This window comes from Sorangium sp. So ce281, assembly GCF_051527395.1.
GTDB classification, from domain to species: Bacteria; Myxococcota_A; Polyangia; order Polyangiales; family Polyangiaceae; genus Sorangium; species Sorangium cellulosum_B.
The window spans coordinates 499037-521663 of record NZ_CP150322.1; the positions used below are offsets into that span (position 1 = coordinate 499037).

Consider the following 22627-nt stretch of genomic DNA (forward strand, 5'->3'; position numbering starts at 1 on the left):
CCGCAGCAGCGCTAGTTGGCAGGGCTCGGCGGCGCCGCGGGCGCGCCGGGCGCCGGCGGAGGCTCCGCCTGCGCGCGCGCCTGGGCCTTCGGGTTCTGGAAGAGGAAGAGCTTCTCGCGCTCCTCCCCGTAGCTCTGCGTGCTGCCCCACTTCGGGTTCCAGTCCTTCACCCAGTACACCTCCCCGGAGACGATCGCGTCCTCGGGCCGGCCCGTGCGCTCGGGGTACCGGTAGATGTACTCCTTCATCGCGTCCCGGTACGCGGTGTTCGCCGGCAGCTTGATGCGGGCGAAGTAGTCGCACCAGATCTGGGTGTACGCGAAGCTCTTCGCGTGCAGGAGGTCGAAGTTCGGCGGCTCGCCGGTGAAGGGGTTGATGTGGCGGCCGTCGACCGTGATGGCGTCGACGACGATCGTCCCGTCGTCCATCACGGGGTTCGGTGAGAACATGAACCAGCCCTGGAGGAACCGGAGCTTCTGCGAGAGGACACGCGTCGGCTCGGGGTGAGGCACCTTCCAGCGGTTCTTGATGACCCAGAGCTCGACCGCCGCCTGGTTGACCGCGCCGGCGAACATCACGAGCACGGCGAGCTCGCGAAACGTCGCGAGCACCTTCCGGCCGGCCAGCCGGAGCGGCGCCGGCGGGGGCGCGATCTCGGAGCGCTCCGGGATCCGCGCGCCGAGCGCCCGGCCCAGGCTGCGGCGGTGCGCCGCCTCCATCGCCGCGGTCGCCGCGTCGCGCACGAGCGGCAGGCGGAGCGCCCACGCCACGGCGGGGCCGAGCGGGATCGCCGCGATGACGTCGGCGAGCGCCGCGGCCCCCTCGGCCGCCTCGCCGCCAGGACGCCGCACGGCGAGCCCGTAGGGCGCGGAGCTCGACGCCTCGAAGGTGAGCAGGCCGAACCGGTCCATCCGCTTCAGCACGCGGCAGGCGAGCACGGCGCCCGGCGAGCGCGGGTCGAACAGCACCACGCGGGTCCGATGCACGCGCCGCATCGTGCGCGCGGCGATCTCCCAGTCCTCGCGGCTGATGAGGAGCGTGGAGAACACGCAGAGCGCCCACGCGAACGGGCCCAGCACGAACGTCGTGCCGAACCCGACGTGGAGCAGGTTCATCATCACGAGCGTGAGCCGCCGCGCCCACACCCGGCCGAGGGGCGACAGCAGGCACACCGGGATGGCCGCCTCGAACGAGATCACCATCCTCGTCATGAACAGGATGAGGAAGTTCGGCGCGTAGTCGCGGATGTCCGCCACGATCGGCGTCACCATCCGGTCGACGTAGAGCACGAAGTGGACCGCGGTCCCGTTCTTCCAGGCGGGGCCGGTCTTGTGCACCACGTTGAAGAAGTAGATCGCCGAGAGCTGGATCAGCAGGACGGGCCCGAGGACGGTCACATAGGCGTCCGGCTTCCGGGGGTCGTCGAGCGTGGAGCGGTCGTTCAGATCGTCCGCGGTCCGCTCGCGGCTCCGCTTCAGCGACGCGAGGAGCGCGTCGACGGAGAAGCGATCGCCCAGCGGCAGGAAGCACGTCCAGAGCAGCAGCAGGTTGTGGACGACGTAGCCGCCGTTCTCGATGAGCAGGACGCGCCCGTTCATGCTCGTGACGAACACGAGCGAGAGCACCTGCATGAGCTTCGTCTTCCAGCCGATGAGCAGGCAGACGTAGGTGGCGAAGATCACGGCCCAGAGGACCCAGAGCTCGCCCGGCGTGGAGAACGCGTTGACGAGCGAGAAGTTCCCGCCGCCCTGCGGGCGCCAGAGGTTCACGTGGTTCGGCAGGACGCCGATGTCCGCGAACATGTCGGACCACGCCCAGCTGCGGCGGAACAGGTCGCCGATCAGGAAGAAGCCGAGCAGGATGCGCGTGAAGCCGAGCGTCCGCCGGTCGAACGTGAAGAAGCTGTCCCGGAGGATGTCCCACATCGAGGGCCCGCGCGGCCGCGGAGGCGGCTCCGGCGCCGCGCCGTCTTCCTCGTCGTGCCCGCCCTCCGCGGCGCCGTCGTCCCCGGCGGCCCCGTCGCGCTGCGCCGCGCGCGCTGCGCCGTCGCCCGCGCCGCTCGCGGCGGCGGCCTCCGGGCCTGCTTCGCGGCTCTCGCCGGGGTCCTCGTTCCGGAGCGCGCCCTCGGGCCCACCCTCGTCGCGATCGTCTTTTGCGTTCATAAGGCGTCGAGATCGATGCTGCGCGAGCGGAGCGCTCGCCGTTCCCATCCCCTACCTACCGCAACCGCGCTGGCGCCGCACGAGGCGACCAGGAGCGCGACGCGTGAGCGCGCCGGGTCACGCCCTGTGGGCAGGATCGCGACGGCACGGCGCGCTTGATGCGCGCGGCGCGGGACGGTAACGAGGAGGGCGACGTGCGCCCCATGCCCAACGCGCCCGACGCGCCCGACGCGCCCGACGCGCCCGACGCGCCCGACGCGCCCGACGCTGAAGAGCGCCTCGCGCTCGCGAGCTGCGCCTTCGTGGCCGGCTGCATCCTGCTCGCGCCGCGCGAGTGGATCTCGGCGGGGCTTTCGCTCGCGCTCGCTGCGGCGCTCTTCGGGTGGCACCTCCGGCGGCGCGCCGCGGCCCCGAAGGGAGGGCCGGCGGCGCCCGCGCAGGGCGCCCGCGGCGCTCAGGGCGCGCCGGGTGAGCCGGGTGAGCCGGGTGAAGAGCCGCGGGCGCCAGCCTGAACGCGCAGCGGAGGGCGGCCGAAGCGGGCGCGCACGCGGTCGGCGACGGCGCGCACCCGCGGCGCCCCGAGGAGCCGCCGTTCCAGCCGCCGCTTGCCGGGGATGTCGAGGAGCATCACGCCGATCAGGATCACCAGCGCGCCCGGACCGGGGACGCCGGGCAGCGACAGCAGGATCCCGAGCGTGACGGCCATCACGCCGAGCAGGTTCTTCCCGACGCGCGCCGCCCCGCGCACCCAGGCCGGACGCCCCTCCAGGAAGGGCGACTCCTCCTGCCTCTCCAGGTAGTCCTCGGGCAGCCGGACGAGCACGACAGTGACGAGCGCCATGCCCGCGATGAAGCTGGCGAGGCACACGCCCACGCCGATGGCGAGCTGCTCGCGGTGCGCCTCGGCGAACCCGAGGGCGGCGTCCGTCATCGATGAGGCGGAGGACATACGGCGACGAGGCCAGAGCATACGGCGCGCGGCCGGCTCGGGCGAGGCGCGCCGGGCGGCTCAGGGGACGAGCACGGTGCCGATCGCGCCGGGCTCGCTCGCCTCGCGCGCGAGATCGCCGGGCTTGAGCCGCCCCAGGATGTGGATGCGGCGGACCCCTTCGGCGAGCGCGGCGAACGACTCCTCGAGCTTCGGGATCATCCCGCGCGTGACGGCGCCGCTCGCGATGAGGGCGCGCCCTTCGGCGACCGTGAGGCTCGGGATGCGCGAGGCGGGATCGGAGACGTCGCGCAGCACGCCCGGCACGTCGCTGACGAGGAAGAGCCCCGCCGCGCCGAGCTCGACGGCGACCCGGTTGGCGACCGTGTCGGCGTTGATGTTGTACGCCTGCCCGTCCGCGCCGGCCCCGAGGCAGGCGAGGACGGGCAAGTAGCCGCCGCTCCCGAGCAGCTCGAGCAGCGCGCGATCGACGCCCGTGATGTCGCCGACGAGGCCGAGGTCCACCGGCTCGGGTCCGGCGCCGGCGTAGATCTGCGGCGGCCGCTTGACCGCCGAGAGGGCGGGCCCGCTCGCGCCGTGGAGCCCCACCGGCCTCGCGCCCGCGGCGACGAGCGCGGCGCAGAGGTCGACGTTGAGCTTGCCGGCGACGACCATCTTCATGACGTCGAGCGTGTCGGCGTCGGTGACGCGCTGGCCGGCGACCTGCCGGACGGGGATGCCGAGGCGCTCCTGCAGCCGGGTGGCCTGCGCGCCGCCGCCGTGGACGACGATCGCGCGCGCGCCCGCGCGGGTGAGCGCCGCGAGGTCGCTGGAGAGGATGGCGAGGGCAGGGCCGCCCACGACCTCGCCGCCGAGCTTGATGACGAGCGGGCCCGCCGCCGTGGTCACGGGCGCCTCCGCGCTGCTCTGGGACATTTCATGAGGGACACACGTACCACTTCTGCTGCGGCCCGTGCAGAGGCCGCCCGCGCCCGCGCCCGCGCCCGCGCGCGGGGTGGCAGCGCGAGCGGGCGCCGGCGCCACCCCGCGCGGGCGGCGCTCGGCCCTCCGTGGCTTCCGTGGCATGCTGGCGCGGTGATCCAGGCCCTCCGACAGGCGCTGTCCGGCCGCGCGGAGCCGATGCTCGCGCTCCTCGAGCGGCTGGTGAACCTCAACTCGTTCACGGACAACCCGCGCGGCGGCGACGCGGTGGGCGAGGTCCTGGCCAACGAGCTCTCGACGATCCCCGGCCTGTGCGTGCGGCGGTTCGCGAGCGCGCGCTACGCGGCGCACTGGATGGCGGAGAGCGAGGCGGCCAAGGCGTCGCCGGTGGGGCACGTCGCCCTCGTCGGGCACCTCGACACGGTGTTCCCCCCGGGGGTCTTCGAGGGCTTCCGCCTGGACGGGGAGCTCGCGCGCGGGCCCGGCGTGCTCGACATGAAGGGCGGGCTCGTGGTGGTGATCGAGGCGCTCAGGGCGCTCGAGCGGATCGGCGCGCTGCCGGCGATCCCGGTGCGGTTCGCGATCGTGGCGGACGAGGAGGTCGGGTCGCCCGAGGGGCGCCCGCTGCTGCAGCGCGAGCTCGCGGGCGCCGCGTGCGCGCTCGTGTTCGAGGCGGGGCGCGAGGGGGACCGGATCATCACCGCGCGCAAGGGCACGGGGGGCGCGACGGTGAGGGCCACGGGCAAGGCGGCGCACGCCGGCAACGCGCACCGGCAGGGCGCGAACGCCATCTGGGCGCTCGCGCGCTTCGTCGACCGGGCGCAGCAGCTCACCGACTACGGGCGGGGGGTGACCGTCAACGTCGGCAAGGTGAGCGGAGGGCAGGGCAGGAACACGGTGCCCGACGCGGCGGAGGCGCAGGTCGACCTCCGCTTCGTGAGCCGCGCGGACGGCGAGGCGATGCTGGCGGCGCTCGCCGCGGCGGCGCGCGAGGCGGCCGCCGAGGTGCCCGGCACCGCCGTGCAGGTCGAGGGCGAGATCGCGCGGTCGCCGCTCGCGCGGACCGACGCGAGCGCGGCGCTCTGCCGTGAGTACGCGGCCTGCGCGCGGGCGGCGGGGCTCGGCGACGCCGAGGCGCCCCTCCTCGGCGGCGGATCCGACGCCAGCTCGACGGCCGAGATCGGGATCCCGTCCATCGACGGGCTGGGGCCGCGGGGGAGCGGCTTCCACACGAAGGACGAGCTCCTCGAGGTGGGCACGCTGGTCCCGAAGGCGGAGGCGCTGGCGGCGTTCCTGCTGGGCCGGCGCGCCTGAGGGGCGGACGGGCGGCGCGCGCGACGCCGACGCTCGCCTGCCGCGGGCTGCTACGTCCGACCCCAGTGGATCACCTGGGCGGCTCCGTCAGGTTGCGCCTGTAAGGGATTCCCTTGCTGCCATGACCCGAACCCGCGAGAATGTATTTATGGCAAGTGGGGCAGCTTACACATTGACGGGCGTCATCCACGAATCCTCGGCGACGACGGTCTACCGGGGGGTTCGAGAGAGCGACCGCTCCCCGGTGGCGATCAAGCGGCTCAAGAGCGAGCGCCCGCTGCCTGTCGAGATCGCGAAGCTCAAGTACGAATACGCCATCGCCCGAGACCTCGCGCTGCAGGGCGTCGTGAGGGTCTATGGGATCGAGATGGTGGGGAGCAGCCTGGCGCTCATCATGGAGGACGCGGGCGAGCGCCCGCTCAACGAGCTCATCAGCGCGGGCAAGCTGAAGCTGGAGGACGCGCTCCGTATCGCGATCTCGATCGCGGACGCCCTGGAGTCGATCCATCGGAGAGGCGTCACTCACATGGACGTCAAGCCGCACAACATCCTCGTCAACGCGGAGACGCTGGAGGCGAAGCTGACGGATTTCGGCAGCGCGACGCGCCTGTCGCAGGAAGCCCATAAAGCGAACCGCTTCGCGTCCTTCGAGGGGACCCTGGCCTACATGTCGCCGGAGCAGAGCGGGCGGCTGAACGTCGTCATCGATCGCCGCACGGACCTCTACTCCCTGGGCGTCACCCTGTACGAGATGGTGACGGGCGTCCTCCCCTTCCGGACGACGGACCTCATGGATCTCGTGCACAGCCACATCGCGCGGACCCCGCCGGCGCCGCACACCGTGTCGCCCGCGGTGCCGAGCGCCGTCTCCGACATCGTGATGAAGCTCCTCGCCAAGAGCCCCGACGACAGGTATCAGAGCGCGCACGGGCTCAAGGTCGACCTGGAAGAGTGCTCGTCGCAGCTCTCCGCGAAGGGGAAGATCGAGCCGTTCCCCGCCGGCCGATACGACTACGTCGATGAGCTGCGGGCGCCTCAGAAGCTTTACGGCCGGGAGACCGAGGTCGCGCTCCTCTCCGACGCGTGGGTCCGCACGAGGCAGGGCGGGAGCGAATCCGTCCTTGTCTCCGGCTACTCCGGGATCGGCAAGTCGGTCCTCGTGAACGAGCTCCAGAAGAGCGTCGTTCGCGAGAGAGGGTATTTCGCGACCGGCAAGTTCGACCAGCTCAACCGGACCACGCCGTACGCGGCCGTCGCGCACGTCTACCAGGAGCTCATCCGCAACATCATGGCGGAGCCCGCCGAGGCGCTGGCGCAGTGGAAGCGCAGGCTGGCGGCGGCGATCGGCTCGAACGGGCAGCTCCTCATCGATCTGATACCGGAGCTCGAGCTCCTCCTCGGCCCTCAGCCGGCCGTCCAGGCGCTCGGCCCCACCGAGTCGCAGGCGCGGTTCCAGCTGACGCTCCAGAACTTCTGCCGCGCCTTCCCCTCCAAGGAGCGCCCCCTGGTCCTCTTCTTCGATGACCTGCAGTGGGCGGACGCGGCGTCGCTCAAGTTCCTCCAGACCATCGCGGCCGAGGCGCGGATCCCTTACATGCTCATGATCGGCGCGTACCGCGACAACGAGGTCGACGCGAGCCACCTGTTCTCCGTGGTCCTCGGGGAGCTCCGCAAGAAGGCGGCGGCGGTGAGCGAGCTGACGCTCAAGCCGCTCGCCTTCGCCGACGTGAACCAGCTCGTCGCCGACACGTTGAGCTGCGATCCTCACCGCGCGGAGCCCTTCGCGAGGCTCATCTTCGACAAGACCCGGGGCAACCCGTTCTTCATGAGCCAGCTCATGAAGAGCCTGCACGCCGAGAGGCTCCTCTCGTTCGACCCCGGCGGCTTCTCGTGGACATGGGACCTCGATCGCATCCGCGAGGCGAAGGCCTCGGAGAACGTGATCGAGCTCATGGTGGGCAAGATGCGCCGGCTGCCCGAGCGCGCCCAGCGCATCCTCTCCCTCGCGGCGTGCGTCGGCCACCAGTTCGATCTGACGACGCTGGCGATCGTGACGAGGCGGTCGCGCCTGGAGGCGGCCCGCGAGCTCTGGGGCGTGCTCCGCGAGGGCTTCATCCTCCCCGTGGACGCGGAGTCCAGGTTCTTCGATATCGCCATGGACGGTGAGCTCGCCGTCGCGGAGGACGGCTCCGGCGAGGAGCTCAACGTCTCTTACAGGTTCTTGCACGATCGCGTGCAGCAGGCCGCCTACGCGCTCATGGACGACGCGGACAAGCAGGCGGCGCACCTCCAGATCGGGCGGCTGATGCTGGAGGACAGCAGGCGAGAACAGTCCGAGGCCGAGCTGTTCGACATCGTGGGCCACATGAACAGGGGGGTCGCCCTGATCACGGACGATCGCGAGAAGCGGGCGCTCTCGCGGCTGAACCTCGACGCCGGCAAGCGGGCGAAGATGGGGGCGGCCTATGACGCCGCGGTCCATTACCTCGAGATCGGGACATCGCTGCTCGACGCCGAGAGCTGGAAGAGCGAGTACGAGCTCGCGTTCGCGCTCCACGCCGAGCTCGCGGAGTGCAGGTGCCTGAGCGGCGGCTTCGAGGCGGCCGAGCCGCTGTTCGACGTCCTCGCGACCCAGGCGAAGAGCACGCTGGATCGCGCGAAGGTCTGCGTGCTGCGCATGACCTTCTACCTGATGCTCGGCCAGATCAACCGGGTGATAGACCAGGCGCTGGAGGCGCTCGGGCTCCTCGGGGTCGAGTTCCCGCAGGCCGCCGAGGAGCGCGAGGTGATGCTGCGCGCGGAGCTCGCCGCCTTGCGCGCGAGCCTGGAGGGGCGCGCGATCGCCGAGCTCATCGACCTGCCGCTGGCCTCCAGCGCGGAGACACAGATGACCCTGGGCCTCCTGGGCGAGCTGGCGACGCCGGCGAACGCCGTGGATCCCACCCTCGGCCTGCTCGCGGTGGTCAAGCAGATCAACCTGTCGATAAAGCACGGCAACTCGGCCACGTCCGCCCTGGGGTACGTCTCGTTCGGCAGCATGCTGGGGAACGATCTGCCCCTGTTCCGGGACAACCCTCAACGATACGAGGAAGGGTACGAGTTCGCGAAGCTCGGGATCGCGCTCAACGAGAAGCTCAACAACGTTCGCCTCACCTGCAAGCTGCTGATCTACTTCGCGGCGACACTCCATCTGTTCGAGCATCTCTCGGCGACGATCGACTGCTTCGGGCGTTCCCGCCAGGCCGGGCTGGCGAGCGGCGACCTGGTCTATGCGTCGTATTGCTGCATGCACATCGCGGCGGCGAAGCTGAACCTCGGCGACGATCTGGACGCGCTCGCGGACGAGATCGAGCAGAACCTCGCGCTCGTGCGGCGGATCGGCGACCTGACCACGATCCACGCCCTGGTCTGCGCGAAGCAGGTGGTCGCGAACCTCACGGGTCGAACCGAAGGGGGGCACTCCCTGAGCGGCGGGTCGTTCGACGAGGCCGAGTTCACGAGGTCGATCGAGGGGCCGGAGCTCGGCTACGTGGCCAGCTGGTACAGCGCCTTCAAGCTCCAGCTGAGCTACCTCCACGGGGACTACGCGTCCGCGCGCTCGCTCCTGGCCACGGCCGAGCGGCAGAGCGTGGGGTGGACGACCCACGCCTGGGCGACGGAGATCGTGTTCTTCGGCTGCTTGACGCTCGCGGCGTCGTGCGACGGGGCGCCGGACGGCGAGCGGGCAGAGCACATGGAGGCGATCGCGAGGCTCGAGGCGAAGCTGAACCACTGGGCGGAGCTGAGCCCGTCCAACTACGCCCACAAGAGCACCCTCGTGGCGGGCGAGGTGGCGCGCCTCTCGGGGAGGACGCGGGACGCGATGATGCTCTACGAGAAGGCGATCGAAGCGGCGAGGGCGAGCCGGTTCGTGCGCGACGAGGCGATCGCGAACGAGATCGCGGCGAAGCTGTACGAGGCCGAGGGGCTGCTCCGGTCCGCTCGGGCCTTCATGACGGACGCCTACCACGCGTACCTCCTGTGGGGGGCGACAGCCAAGGTGGAGAGCCTGGCGCGGGTCGCTCCCCACCTCGTGCCTGCCGACGGAGGGCTCCTCGGGCCGCGCAGCGTGGTCGCCTCGTCGCGCTCCGGCAGGGCGCAGACCACGTCGACGACGCGGCTCAGCACCAGCATCCTCGACGTGGAAGCGGTCATCCAGGCTGCGCAGGCGCTCGCGGGCGAGGTCGTCCTGGAGAGCGTCGTGAGCCGGCTGATGGAGATCGTCATCAAGAACTCCGGCGCGCAGAAGGGCGCCCTCATCCTCGAGCGCGAACAGCACCTGCTCGTCGAGGCGGTCGTCACGGCGGAGCCGAGCTCGCTCCGGGCGGGCCTGGCCGCCCCGCTCGAGGGGAGCGCCGACGTGCCGGTCTCCATCGTGCAGTACGTCGCGAGGACGAAGGAGCCCGTGATCCTGGCGGACGCGACCCAGGAGTCCCGGTTCGCGGGCGACCCGTACATCGCCGCGTACGCCCCGAGGTCGATCCTGTGCCTGGCCATGGTCCACCAGGGCCGGACCAAGGGGATCATCTACCTGGAGAACCGGCTCGCCCCGAGCACCTTCAAGCCGGCGCGGCAGGAGCTCGTCAGGCTCCTTCTCACGCAGGCCGGGACGGCCGTGGAGAACGCGCTGCTCTACGAGCACCTGGAGCACCGCACGGCGGCGCTCCAGGAGGCCGAGCAGCGGCTCGGGGTCGAGTTCGCCGGGCGAGAGCGGAGCGAGCGGGAGCGCCTGTCCTTGCAGGAAGAGATCATCCGGGTGCAGAACGACCGGCTCGCGGAGCTGTCCACCCCCATCATCCCGATCACCGACCGGATCATGGTCATGCCGCTGATCGGGATGATGGACAGCGCGCGGGCCCAGCAGGCGCTCAGCACCGCCCTGCACGGGGTCGAGTCGAACGGCGCCGAGGTCGTGATCATCGACATCACCGGCGTGAAGCTCGTCGACAGCGACGTCGCGAGCACGCTGATGGCCACGGCGAGGGCCCTCCGGATGCTCGGGGCGCAGGCCGTGATCACGGGCATCCGCCCCGAGGTCGCGACGACCCTCACGGGCCTGCAGATCGAGTTCAGGGAGATCGTGACGCGGGGGACGCTCCAGAGCGGCATCGCGTACGCGCTGCAGAGGACCGGGAGGACCGACGGCCTCGTGAAGAGCGCCGCGCGTTGAGCGCGGCGCCGGCTCGACCGGCTCAGGTCCTCGCCTGTCCGCTGTCGGGGCTGCTGTCCGGGCCGCTTCTCCGGGAGCTCCATCGGCTCAATCCCGAACGCGCGGTGCTCTCGGGGATCCTGGCCCGCACGCGGCTCTGCGCCGTGATGTGCGCCCGGACGACGCGGGCCACGGACGCGACCTGAGGCGGCTCCATCATGGTGAAATGGTTGCCCGGGACCTGGTGCATGACGAACCGTCCGCGGGTGAGGTCCCTCCAGTAGTCGACGTCGTCGGATTCGCTCGCGTCGAGCTGCTCGTGCGCGCGCACGAACAGGACGCTGGCTTCCGTCGGGCGCGGCTCGTAGAGCGTCATGGCGCGCCAGGTGCTCAGCACGATGGCACGGAACGGCGCGTCCTCCTGGAGCGCGGCGACGAAGCCCTGGTACGCCTTGGGGGCCGCGTCCTTGAGCCCGATCAGCTGCCGGAGCACGTCGTCGGCGCTCTCGATCGACGCGCCCCGCGCGGCCGCCAGGGATCCGGTGTCCAGCAGGAGGAGCTGCACCTTCTTCCCTTCCGCCAGGAGCTGCTGCGCCATCTCGTAGGCGATCACGCCGCCGGCCGAGTGGCCGCCCAGGAGGTACGGGCCCTCCGGCTGGACGGCGCGCAGCTCTTGAACGTACCGCGCCGCCATGGCGGGGATCTCGGTGAAGACGGGCTCGTCGGGCTCCATCCCCGACGCCCGGATCCCGTAGATGGACAGCTCGGCGCCCATCTGCCGCGCCAGCTCGCGGTAGATGAAGATCGTGCCGCCGATGGGCTGCACGAGGAACAGCGGCCCCTTGCGGTGCGACCCGACGTGGAGCGGGACGGTGAGCCGGCCGCGCCCGCGCCCCGACGCCACGCTGGCGCTCCTGTGGGTGGGCGGCGCGGCGGCGCTCGAAGGCTGGCTCTCGTGGATGTGCTCGGCGAGCGCCGCGACGGTGCGGAGCTCCAGCAGCGTGTGCACCGAGAGCTCGACCTTCAGCCGCTCCTTGATCAGGGTCCGCACCGCGATCGCGCTCAAGGAGTCCCCGCCGAGGTCGAAGAAGTTGTCGTGCGGCCGCACCTTGGCCACGCCGAGCACCTCCCTGAAGATGCCCGCGAGCGCGCGCGCCGCGTGATCCGCAGGCGCCCCGGCCCTCTGCTCGGAGCTCGCGTCGCCCCGGTCCGTCGCAGGCGCCGGGCGCGACGCCGCGTCGCCGCTGTCGAGCGCCGACGAGGGCGCCGCCGTCGTCGCGGGCGCCGGGCGCGAGGCGCCGAGCACGTACGGCGTGCGCTTGAACGGGTACGTCGGCAGCGGGACGCGCCGGCGCCGCTCGTCCCGGGAGAACGCCGCCCAGTCGACGTCGGCGCCGGCGCACCAGAGCTGGCCGACGGCGGCGAGCAGCGCCTCCAGGTCCGTCCGATCGGAGCCCGAGCTCGCCATCGTGGTGAGAATGAGCCGCCCCGCGCCGGCGTCGGGGTGCTGGCTCGCCAGCGTGGACAGCGTCCGCCCGGGTCCGACCTCGACGAAGGCGTGATCCGGGTCGAGGAGCAGCGCTGCGAGCCCTCGCCCGAAGCGGACGGTCCCCCGGAGGTGCCGAGCCCAGTAGGACGGATCCTGGGCATCGGCGTCCGTCATCCACGTGCCGGTCAGGTTCGAGAGCATCGGGATGCGCGGCGCCCGTCGCTCCAGGGAGGCCGCCAGCTGGGTCAAGCGGTCCGCGAGCGGGCCGACGAGCGAGGAGTGCGCCGCCGTGGCGATCGGCAAGCGCCGGGTCTCGTGGCCCTCGCGCGCGCACTCCCGCTCGAGGCGCTCGATCGCCGGCAGCGTCCCGGAGACGACGCACACCTCCGGGCCGTTGACGGCGGCCAGGGAGAGGCCGTCGCCGAGCCGATCGAGCAGCGCGTCCTCGGAGAGATGCACGACGAGCGTCGCCACGTCCCTGGGCAGCTGCTCGTACAGGCGCCCGCGCGCCGCGATGAGCGTCACCGCGGCCTCGAGCGACAGCACGCCCGCGACGCAGGCGGCGGTGTACTCGCCCAGGCTGTGTCCGCTGACCGCCGCGGGGCGGATGCCCCACGACAGGAGGAGCCGCGCCGTCGCGACCTCGGTCGAGAAGATGGCCGCCATGTTCGCGCAGGGGGCGCGCAGCTGCTCGGCCGCGCGCTCCTGCTCCTCGGGGCCCGGGAAGAGCAGCGCCCGGATATCCATGGAGAGCGCGCGCTGGAACAGCGTGGCGCACTGATCGAGGCTCTCCCGGAAGACGCGCTCGCTCCCGTACAGCTCTCGCCCCATGTCCACCCGCTGGGAGCCTCCGCCGGGGAAGAGGAACACCACCTTCGGCGCGCGGCCCTCGGCGACGTCGCCGAAGGCGTGGGCGGGATCGCGCGCTCGCAGGCGGGCGGCCGCCGAGACCGGCTCGCGGCAGACGACGGCGCGGCGATGCGCGAAGCGCGCCCGCCCCTGCTGGAGCGTGAAGGCGACGTCGGGGAGGGAGACGTGCGCCGCGTGCCGCAGGTGCCCGGCCAGCCGATCCGTCATGCCCTCGAGCGCTTCGCTCGTCTGCGCGGACAGGACCAGCAGCTGGCAAGCCCGCGACGGGCCGGACGGCTCCAGCGCGGGCGCCTCCTCCAGGACCACGTGGGCGTTCGTGCCCCCCATCCCGAAGGCGCTCACCCCGGCGCGGCGCGGGCGCGTTCCGCGCTTCCAGGCGAGCGGCGCGGCGTTGACGAAGAACGGGCTGCTCTCCAGGTGGAGCTCGGGGTTCGGGCGCCGGAAGTGGAGCGTGGGCGGGATCAGCTCGTGCTCGAGCGAGAGCGCGGCCTTGATGAGCCCGGTGGCCCCGGCGGCCGCCCCCAGGTGGCCCAGGTTGCTCTTCACCGAGCCCAGCGCGCAGAACCCGACTTTGTCAGTGCCATTTCCGAAGGCGCGCGACAGGGCGGCGACCTCGATCGGATCGCCGAGCCTCGTGCCCGTCCCGTGGCCCTCGACGAAGGTGATGCTCTCCGGCTCCACCCCCGCGGCGGCGTGCGCCTTGAGGATCGCCTGCGCCTGCCCGTCCGTACCCGGCGCGGCGTAGCCGACCTTGCGCGAGCCGTCGTTGGTGATCGCGGATCCGAGGATGACGGCGTGGATGTGGTCGCCGTCGCGCAGCGCGTCCTCCAGCCGCTTGAGCACGACCACCGACACGCCGCTGCCGGCCACGGTCCCCTGCGCGTCGGCGTCGAACGGCCGGCAGTGGCCGTCCGGCGACGCGAGCGAGCCCTCCTCGTGGACGTGGCCGAGCCGCGTCGGCGGGAGGACCACGACGCCGCCCGCGAGGACCATGTCGCACTCCTTCGTGGCGAGGCTCTGGCAGGCCAGGTGCACCGCGACGAGCGACGTCGAGCACGCGGTCAGCACCGTCACGGCGGGCCCGCGGAGGCCCAGCTTGTACGCCACCCGCGTCGTCAGGCCGTCGGTGACGTTCCCGGTGAGGATCCGGTAGTACTCGGCGCTCAGCGGCGCCTTGGGCATGCCGACGCGCTCCAGCCAGTACAGCGGGGCGTCGCTCCCGGCGAAGACGCCGATCGACTGCTCGCACGAGAGCGGGTCGTAGCCGGCCCTCTCCATCGCCTCCCAGGCGCACTCGAGGAAGATCCGGTGCTGCGGGTCCATGAGCATCGCCTCGTTCGGGCTGTAGCCGAAGAACCGCGCGTCGAAGCACATCGCGTCGTCCAGCACGCCGCACGCCGGCACGAGGTTCGGCGCGCGGATCAGCTCCAGATCGACGCCCGAGGCCTCCAGCTCCTCGGGCGTGAAGAAGCGGATGCCCTCGACGCCGTTGCGCAGGTTGAACCAGAGCGTGTCGACGTCGCGCGCCCTGGGGTAGCGCCCGGACATCCCGACGATCGCGACGGCGTTCGCGGGCGCCGCCTTGCGCTCCGGCGCGGGGGCCCGGCGGCTCGAGGGGCGCGTCGGCGGCGCCGGCGCCGCGGTCTCGTCTGCCTCCGCGGCCCGCGAGGCCGCCCCGAGGTGAGCGGCCAGGCTGCGGATCGTCGGGTGCTGGAACAGCTCCACGATCGGCACGCTCCGGCCGAGGCGCGCCTGGAGCGCGGCCTGGACCTGCACGAGCAGGAGCGAGTGGCCGCCGATCTCGAAGAACCGATCATCGAGCCCCACGCGGTCGAGGTCGAGCACCTTGCGCCAGATCTCGCTCAGGACGGCCTCGATGTCCGAGGCCGGCGCGGCGGTCCTGGGCTCGGCGCTCGGCGTCGGGCGCTCGGGCGCGGGGAGCGCGCGCCGATCGACCTTCCCGCTCGCGTTGAGCGGCAGCGCGTCGAGCTTCACGAAGATCGCCGGGACCATGTACTCGGGGAGCTTCGCCGCAAGGAACGCCCGCAGGGCCGGGAGGAGCGCGCGCGCCTGCTTCGCGCGGAGCGGGTCGTTGATCAGCGGCGAGCGCGCCTGTCCCTCGGCGGCGCTCGCGCCGAGGAGGGCGCGCGGCCTCCGCGGATCCCCGTCGCGCTCGAAGAGGACGTCCATGCGCTCGGGGCCTCCGGTCCGCGACCAGGTGACGCGGACCGCGTAGCCCAGCCTGTCGCCGAGCTCCCAGAGCGCCTCCGGCTGGATCGCGGCGCCGGCGCGCGCGGGGCCCGCGGCGCAGAGGTCCTCCTTGGTCCCGCTCGCCGTCGAGAGCGCCGCTGCCAGGGCGACGTCCGCGTGCACGCGCGCGTTCGGGATGCCCAGCACCTCCAGCGCCTCGGGGCGGTCCTCCCGCAGCGACCGCTCGATCTCGCGGAGGTCCGCCGCGGCCGGCCCGCCGATCGATCGCGCGATCGCGGCCGGCTCCGCCGCCGCGCCCACGAACAGCACGACGTCGTACCGGTAGCGGGTCATCTCCTCGGCGCCGTGGCCGCGCTTGAGCCAGATCTCCACGTGGCTCACGCCCGGGATCCGGCCGCGCAGGGCGCGGAAGTAGTCGGGCGCGACGACGAGCTCTTCCTCGGTCGAGAGCGCCCGCCGCACCCGGCCACGCAGCTCCTCGGCCGCGGTGTCCGGCGACGCCCGGTGGAGCTGAACCGACGCGTGGAAGGCCTCGAGCAGGGGGAGGCTCCGCACGTCGCCGATGAACACGAGCCCGCCGGGGGCGACCGAGCGGACGGCGCCTTCGATCACCGATCGCAGGTAGTCGGCGCCGGGGAAGTACTGCACGATCGAGTTGAGGACGATCACGTCGAAGCTCCCGGGCTCGACGTGGCTGAAGTCGTTGGCCTCGCGGCGCGCCAGCGTCACGTGTGCATACGCCCTGGCGGCGAGCCTGGGGCGGAGCAGGGAGATGGCCTGCTCGGAGAAGTCGGTCCCCAGGTAGGCTTCGCAGCGGGGCGCCGTCTTCAGGAGCAGGAGGCCTGTCCCGCAGCCGATCTCCCAGACCCGCTTCGGCTGGAAGGACAGGATCCGCTCGACCGTGAAATCGCGCCACGCGCGCATCTCCGCCGCCTCGATGGGCGCGCCGGTGTAGCTGCTGTTCCAGCCCGTGATGTCGAGGTCCGGATCGGTGACGGCGGTGTCCTTCGCGTAGGTGTCGTCGTACAGCGCGCGCCACTCCGTGACGTGGCCCGCCTGGAGGCTCGCGTCGTGCGCCGCGGGCTGCCCGCCGCTGCTCGGCACCACGTAGGCGACGAGGCGTTTGTCGCCGTGGGCGTCGTCCGTCGCGAGGACGACGGCGTCGTCGAGGGCGGGGTGCTGCCTGAGCGCGGCCTCGATCTCGCCGAGCTCGAGGCGGAAGCCGCGGATCTTGACCTGGTGGTCGAGCCTGCCGAGGAACTCGATGTTGCCGTCGTGCAACCAGCGGACGAGGTCGCCGGTGCGGTACATGCGGGCGCCGGGCGCGTCGGAGAAGGGGTCGGGGAGGAAGCGGTCTTCTGTGAGCTGCGGGTCGTGGAGGTAGCCGCGGGCGAGGCCGTCGCCGCCGATGTAGAGCTCGCCAGGGACGCCGACGGGGACGGGCTGTCGGCGCGGGTCGAGGACGTAGACGCGCACGTTGTCGATGGGCCGGCCGATGGGCGGCTTTCGTGAGGCGCCGCGGTCGTCGTGGGCGCCCCTGGCGAGGGCGCAGGAGGTGGTGACGACGGTGGCCTCGGTGGGGCCGTAGTTGTTGACGACCTCGAAGGGGATGGCGCGGTGAGGCCAGCGCCGTAGTCTGTCGCCGCCGGTGAGCAGGGCGCGCAGCGAGCAGCGCGCGGGCCAGTCGAGGCGCAGCAGCTCCTCGGCGATCGGGGTGGGGACGAAGGAGACCGAGATGTGCTGCTCCAGCAGCCACTGCTGGAGCTCCAGGGGCGAGCGGCGGAGGGGCTCGGAGGGGATGTACAGGCAGGCCCCGGAGCAGAGCGAGGGCCACATCTCCCAGACCGAGGCGTCGAAGCCCGGGCTCGCGATGAGGGTGGTTCGATCCGTGCTGGACAGGGCGAACCGCCGCCTGTGCCAGGCGACCAGGTTGGTGAGCCCGCGGTGCTCCACGAGCACCCCTTTCGGCCGGCCCGTCGAGCCCGACGTGTAGATGACATACGCCGGGTCGGAGGGGCCCGTGCTCCTCGGCGGCGCCGAATCAGGCTGCCCGGTGAGCGCCCGCCCGTCGGCGTCGAGGCGGATCACCACGCCGCCGAACGCGGGGATGCGGTCGGCGAGGCGCGCCCCGGTGATGAGCACCGGCGCCCTGGAGTCGTTCAGCATGAGCTCCAGCCGCTCGCTCGAGCTCTCGGGGCCGAAGGGGACGTACGCCCCGGAAGCCTTGAGGACCCCGACGATGCCGATCAGGAGAGCGAGCGACCGCTCTGCATGGATCGCGACCGCCGTCCCCGGCTCCACGCCGGCCTCGCGCAGGCGGTGGGCGAGCTGGTTCGCCCGGCGATCGAGCTCGCCGTACGTCAACGAGCCGCGGTCGGTCACGGCGGCCAAGGCATGCGGCGCGCGCGCCGCCTGCTCCTCGAACAGGTCGAGGACGCACCGGTCTCCTGGAGGGTCGACCGCCGTGTCGTTCATCTCGATCACGAGCCTCCGCTGCTCGACGCGCGTGAGCAGCGGCAGCGACGACACCGGCTGATCCGGCCCCGAGGCCGCGGTGGAGAGCACCGTCAGCAGGTGCTCCGCCATCCGCTCGATCGTCGCTCGGTCGAAGAGATCGGTGCTGTACTCGAACATCCCCGTCACGCCGCCGGGGCTCTCCCAGGAGTACAGCGAGAGGTCGAAGATCGTCTTCTTGGCGTCGGCCTCGATGGGACGGACCTCGAGCCCGGCGAGCGCGAGATCGCGCTCCGCGGGGCTCTGCGGGGCGAAGGCGATCTGCACGACCGGGTTGTAGCCCGGGCTGCGCTCGGGCCTCAGCTCCTGCACGAGCACATCGAAGGGCAGCATGTCGTGCTCGTAGGCCTCCAGGCACAGCTGCCGCACCCGCTGGAGCAGCTCGTCGAAGCTCGGGTCGCCGGACAGATCGACGCGCAGGGGCACGATGTTCACGAAGAAGCCCATGATCTCCTCGAGATCCATGCGCGCCCGGTTGGCGCTCGGCATTCCGATCAAGAGGTCGTCGCGCTGCGTGTAGCGGTGCAGCAGGACGGCGAAGGCGGCCATGAGGACCATCGTCACCGTCATCCCCCGCTGGGCGCTGAGCTCCCCGAGGCGCTCCGCGAGCGGCGCGTCGATCCGGAAGGAGACGGTGGCGCCGCGCAGGCTCTGGATCGCCGGCCGCGGGTGATCGCTCGGCAGATCGAGCAGAGGCGGCGCGTCGAGCAGCCGCTCTCTCCACCAGGCGAGCAGCGCTGCTCGGGCGCTGTCCCTCATCTGCTCGCGTTGCCACGCGGCGAAGTCGGCGTACTGGATCGCGAGCTCGGGCAGCGCCGCGGGGGCGCCCCGGCGGTGGCCGTCGTAGAGGATGGCGAGCTCGCGGAACGCGAGCTCGATGGACCAGCCGTCGGTCGCGATGTGATGGAGGTGGAGCCACAGGACGTGGTCCTCCGGCCCGAGCTTGAGCAGGCAAGCCCGGAGCAGGGGGCCTCGCTCGAGGTCGAAGAGGGTCTGCGCCTCCGCGTTGATGCGCTGGTGCGCCGCGACCTCCCGCTCTTCCGGGGAGAGGTGCTGGAGATCCATCACGTTGAGCTGCAACGAGCTCTGCGGGGCGATGATCTGGACCGGCCGCCCGTCGCGCTCCGCGTAGGTCGTCCGCAGGATCTCGTGCCGCTGCGCGAGCTCGCGGAGGCTCTTGTCCAGCGCCCCGGTATCGACGCGCCCGCGCAGGCGGAACGGGAACAAGCAGTTGTAGGCCCGGCTCTCCGGCGCCAGCCGCTGGAGGAACCAGAGGCGCTCTTGCCCGAAGGACAGGGGCAGCGGCCCGAGGCGCGGGACGGGCGAGATCGCGCGCTCGACCCCGCGCGCCGCGGGCTCCTGCCTCACGAGGGGCGCGAGCTCGGCGATGGTCGGGCGGCGGAAGAGCTCCTGGAACGCGAGTTCGACCCCGAGCGCGCTGCGCACCCGGGAGAGCAGCCGCACGGCATGGACAGAGCTGCCGCCCAGCTCGAGGAAGCTGTCATGCACCCCCACGCGCTCCTGCCGCAGCACCTCCTGCCAGATCTCGGCGAGCGCCCGCTCGACGGGAGAGCGAGGCGCGACGAAGGCGTGCGCCAGCGCGGCCCGCGCGGGGCCGGGGGCCGGGAGCGCCGCCCGGTCGACCTTGCCGTTCGCCGTCATCGGCAGCGCGTCGAGCGCGACGAAGGCGGACGGCACCATGAACTCGGGCAGCCTGCCCTGGAGGTGAGCGCGGAGCGCCGCCGGCGACGCCTCCACGCTCTCCACTCCTCGCGCGGAGGCTCCGTCGCCGCCCGTCGGGACCACGTAGGCGACGAGGCGCTTGTCGCCGTGGGCGTCGTCGGTCGCGAGGACGACGGCGTCGTCGAGGGCGGGGTGCTGCCTGAGCGCGGCCTCGATCTCGCCGAGCTCGAGGCGGAAGCCGCGGATCTTGACCTGGTGGTCGAGCCGGCCGAGGAACTCGATGTCGCCGTCGTGCCGCCAGCGGACGAGGTCGCCGGTGCGGTACATGCGGGCGCCGGGCGCGTCGGAGAAGGGGTCGGATAGGAAGCGCTCGCGGGTGAGCTCCGGGTCGTGGAGGTAGCCGCGGGCGAGGCCGTCGCCGCCGATGTAGAGCTCGCCGGGGACGCCGGCGGGGACGGGCTGTCGGCGCGGGTCGAGGATGTAGACGCGCACGTTGTCGATGGGCCGGCCGATGGGCGGCTCGCGTGAGGGGCCGCGGTCGTCGTGGGCGTCCCTGGGGAGGGCGCAGGAGGTGGTGACGACGGTGGCCTCGGTGGGGCCGTAGTTGTTGACGACCTCGAAGGGGATGGCGCGGTGAGGCCAGCGTCGTAGTCTGTCGCCGCCGGTGAGCAGGGCGCGCAGCGAGCAGCGCGCGGGCCAGTCGAGGCGCAGCAGCTCCTCGGCGATCGGGGTGGGGACGAAGGAGACGGTGATCTGCTGCTCGATCAGCCACCGCTGGAGCTCCAGGGGCGAGCGGCGGAGGGGCTCGGAGGGGATGTACAGGCACGCGCCGACGCAGAGCGCGGGCCACGTCTCCCAGACCGAGGCGTCGAAGCCCGGGCTCGCGATGAGGGTGGTTCGATCCGTGCTGGACAGGGCGAACCGCCGCCTGTGCCAGGCGACCAGGTTGGTGAGCCCGCGGTGCTCCACGAGCACCCCTTTCGGCCGGCCCGTGGAGCCCGACGTGTAGATGACATACGCCAGGTCGTCCGGCGCCTGGCCAGCGGCCGGAGGCACCTTGTCCACGGGCTCGCGATCGAGCATCGCCCGATCCGCGTCGAGGCGAACGACGCTGAGCCCGCGGCTCGGCACGCGGCAGGCGAGGTCGTCGCTGGTCAGGAGCGCCGACACCTTCGCGTCCTCCAGCATGAACGCGAGCCGAGCCGCCGGATAGGCCGGGTCGAGCGGGACGTACGCGCCCCCCGCCTTGAGCACGCCGAGCGCGGCCACGATCATGTCCGGCGAGCGCTCCAGGCAGATGCCGACGAGCGCGCCAGGCCCGGCGCCGCTCTTCCTGAGGAGGTGGGCGATCTGGTTGCTCCGCCGATCCAGCTCGGCATACGTGAGCCGCTCGCCGTCGAACGCCACCGCGGCGGCGGAAGGGGCGCGGCGCGCCTGCTCCTCGACCTGCTCGTGGACCAGCTCGCGCGGCGGGGCCGTCGCCGCGCCGCTGCTCCAGTCGACGAGGAGCTGCCGCCGCGCGTCGGCCGACAGGAGAGGCAGATCCGAGATCCGCTGATCGGGGGCCTCGGCAGCGCCGCCGAGCAGCGCCTGCCAGTGCTCGAGCAGCCTGACCGCGGTCGCCTGCTCGAAGAGATCGCGGCGGTAATCGAGCCGCGCGACGACCCCTGCGGCGGCGTCCTCGACGCTCACCACGAGATCATGACCGACGTACGGCAGATCGAGGTTCGTCCGGGTCAGCGTCAGCAGCGGCCCATTGCACGGCGGGGGGCTCGGGGGCGTCGCCGCGAAGAGGACCTGGACGAGCGGCGTGCGGCCCGGGTCGCGCGGCGCGGCGAGCTTCTCCAGCAGCGCCCTGGCGGGAACCTCGCTGTTCGCTCTGCCCTCCTCGATGGAGCGGTGTACCTGGCGCAGGAGCTGTCGGAACGAGGGCTGTGCGCCGAACCTGCCCCGCACGATCACCGGGCCGCCGAAGAGGCCGATGAGCTCCCGGACGTCCGGCGTATCGCGCCCGGGCAGGGGCGTGCCTATCAAGACATCCTCCTCGCCGGTGATCCGGTGCAGGACAGCCAGCATCCCCGCGAGCAGCGCGGTGAACAGGCGCGCTCCTTCGTCCAGGGCCGCCGCTTCGAGGCGCTGGAGGAGCGATCGGTCGAGCGCGCGCTCGACCGACCCTCCGTCGAAGGCATGCACGGCGGGCCGCGGCCGGTCCGTCGGAAGATCCAGGGCAGTCGGCGCGCCGGCGAGCTCCCGTGTCCAGTGGTCGAGCCGCGCGTCGAGACGATCGCCGGCGGCGCGGTCGAGCTGCCGCCGGACGTGGTCCTGATAACGCATGGGCAGCGCCGGAGGCGTCATGGAATGGTAGAGGGCGCAGAGCTCCGAGAAGAACAGTCCCACGCTGAAGGCGCCGTCGCAGACGAGGCCGTGCATGGACAGCGCGACCAGGTGGCGGCGCGGGTGCGCCCGGATGAGCGTCACCCGCCAGAGCGGGGCACGCTCGAGATCGAAGGGGCGAGCGGCCTCCTCGCGGGCGGCCGCGAGCGCCGCCTCGTCCGAGGTGGGCTGTAGGTCCGGGGCCAGGTCCACCTCTCCGAGGTCGATCGCCACCGCGGGCCTGACGACCTGCGCGGGCTCTCCCTCGCGCTCGACAAAGGAGGTCCTGAGCGGCTCGTGGCGCGCCGCGATCTCCTCGACGGCGCGGCGCAATCTGGGTACATCGAGATCCCCGTCGAGCCAGGCCGCGCCGCCTTCATGGATGACCGGCGCGGGACCATGGACTCGAGCAAGGAGCCATTTCGTCTCTTGCTCGAAGGAAAGTGGCGCGTACGTCAGCTCAACCATGGCGCATGCCCTCCTGTCCGTTGATGTTAGAGAGCACCTCCCTCCTCCCGCTCCGAGCGTTCGGAGAGGCCCTTGCAATGGGCTCACGCGCGCCGCGTAGGCGGCACCCATGCAGGTTGTCAGGCACTCCATTCGCTCGCGCGCCGGCTGTCGGCTCAGCGATGTCCTCGGTGACATGGCGCTCCTCCTCCCGAGCGCGCAACTCATCCCCGAGCGCGCATCAGGCGTACGCCTGTCACGGAACCATCACGCGAGAACTCGACGTCTTCGCCTCCCCCGGCGACACCTTTTTTTGGTCTACAGTATTAATAATGATCCTTTATCTTAGTATTGCCAAGCGGAATGATCAAAATCGTTCGTGCGACGAACGGAAGGCTCATCTCGATCATGTTCGAGTTCCCGCCCGAGTTCCCGCCCGAGCTCTCGCCTAAATAAGTTCATCTGTGACACGCCCTGCGCTGGTCGGCGCGGCGCGGCGGGCGCCC

General features: G+C 72.2%; 7 protein-coding genes. 3 read left to right on the forward strand and 4 right to left on the reverse strand.

Translation table 11 applies throughout. The features are described from left to right. Positions 1 to 11 precede the first annotated feature (11 nt). On the reverse strand, positions 12 to 2162 hold the full coding sequence (locus WMF27_RS01845; protein ID WP_437761976.1) for a hypothetical protein: 2151 nt from the start codon (positions 2160 to 2162) through the stop codon (positions 12 to 14). A 194-nt stretch (positions 2163 to 2356) separates the two neighbouring features. Here WMF27_RS01845 and WMF27_RS01850 point away from each other — a divergent pair, with 194 nt between their 5' ends. After that, positions 2357 to 2674, forward strand: a complete 318-nt coding sequence (locus tag WMF27_RS01850) for a hypothetical protein (protein ID WP_437761975.1) — start codon at positions 2357 to 2359, stop codon at positions 2672 to 2674. On the opposite strand, the gene WMF27_RS01855 is transcribed toward WMF27_RS01850, so the two are convergent. Next, complete coding sequence (locus WMF27_RS01855; RefSeq protein ID WP_437761974.1) at positions 2617 to 3111, reverse strand: hypothetical protein; 495 nt, start codon at positions 3109 to 3111, stop codon at positions 2617 to 2619. The genes WMF27_RS01850 and WMF27_RS01855 overlap by 58 nt on opposite strands. A 60-nt stretch (positions 3112 to 3171) precedes the next feature. Continuing rightward, positions 3172 to 4026, reverse strand: a complete 855-nt coding sequence (gene argB, locus WMF27_RS01860) for an acetylglutamate kinase (protein ID WP_437761973.1) — start codon at positions 4024 to 4026, stop codon at positions 3172 to 3174. 159 nt (positions 4027 to 4185) lie between these two features. On the opposite strand from argB, the gene WMF27_RS01865 reads away from it, so the two are divergent. Both WMF27_RS01865 and WMF27_RS01870 read left to right on the forward strand, forming a co-directional pair. After that, complete coding sequence (locus tag WMF27_RS01865) at positions 4186 to 5346, forward strand: M20 family metallopeptidase (RefSeq protein WP_437761972.1); 1161 nt, start codon at positions 4186 to 4188, stop codon at positions 5344 to 5346. A 148-nt stretch (positions 5347 to 5494) separates the two neighbouring features. Further along, complete coding sequence (locus WMF27_RS01870) at positions 5495 to 10555, forward strand: protein kinase domain-containing protein (protein WP_437761971.1); 5061 nt, start codon at positions 5495 to 5497, stop codon at positions 10553 to 10555. A 22-nt stretch (positions 10556 to 10577) separates the two neighbouring features. Here WMF27_RS01870 and WMF27_RS01875 read toward each other — a convergent pair whose 3' ends face one another. Continuing rightward, positions 10578 to 22142, reverse strand: a complete 11565-nt coding sequence (locus WMF27_RS01875) for an amino acid adenylation domain-containing protein (RefSeq protein ID WP_437761970.1) — start codon at positions 22140 to 22142, stop codon at positions 10578 to 10580. Between the last annotated feature and the right edge of the window lie 485 nt (positions 22143 to 22627).

Bases quoted from the DNA above. Each gene is read 5' to 3' on its own strand.
- WMF27_RS01845 (WP_437761976.1), bottom strand. From the start codon at position 2,162: ATGAACGCAAAAGACGATCGCGACGAGGGTGGGCCCGAGGGCGCGCTC.
- WMF27_RS01855 (WP_437761974.1), bottom strand. From the start codon at position 3,111: ATGTCCTCCGCCTCATCGATGACGGACGCCGCCCTCGGGTTCGCCGAG.
- argB (WP_437761973.1), bottom strand. From the start codon at position 4,026: ATGTCCCAGAGCAGCGCGGAGGCGCCCGTGACCACGGCGGCGGGCCCG.
- WMF27_RS01870 (WP_437761971.1), top strand. From the start codon at position 5,495: ATGGCAAGTGGGGCAGCTTACACATTGACGGGCGTCATCCACGAATCC.
- WMF27_RS01875 (WP_437761970.1), bottom strand. From the start codon at position 22,142: ATGGTTGAGCTGACGTACGCGCCACTTTCCTTCGAGCAAGAGACGAAA.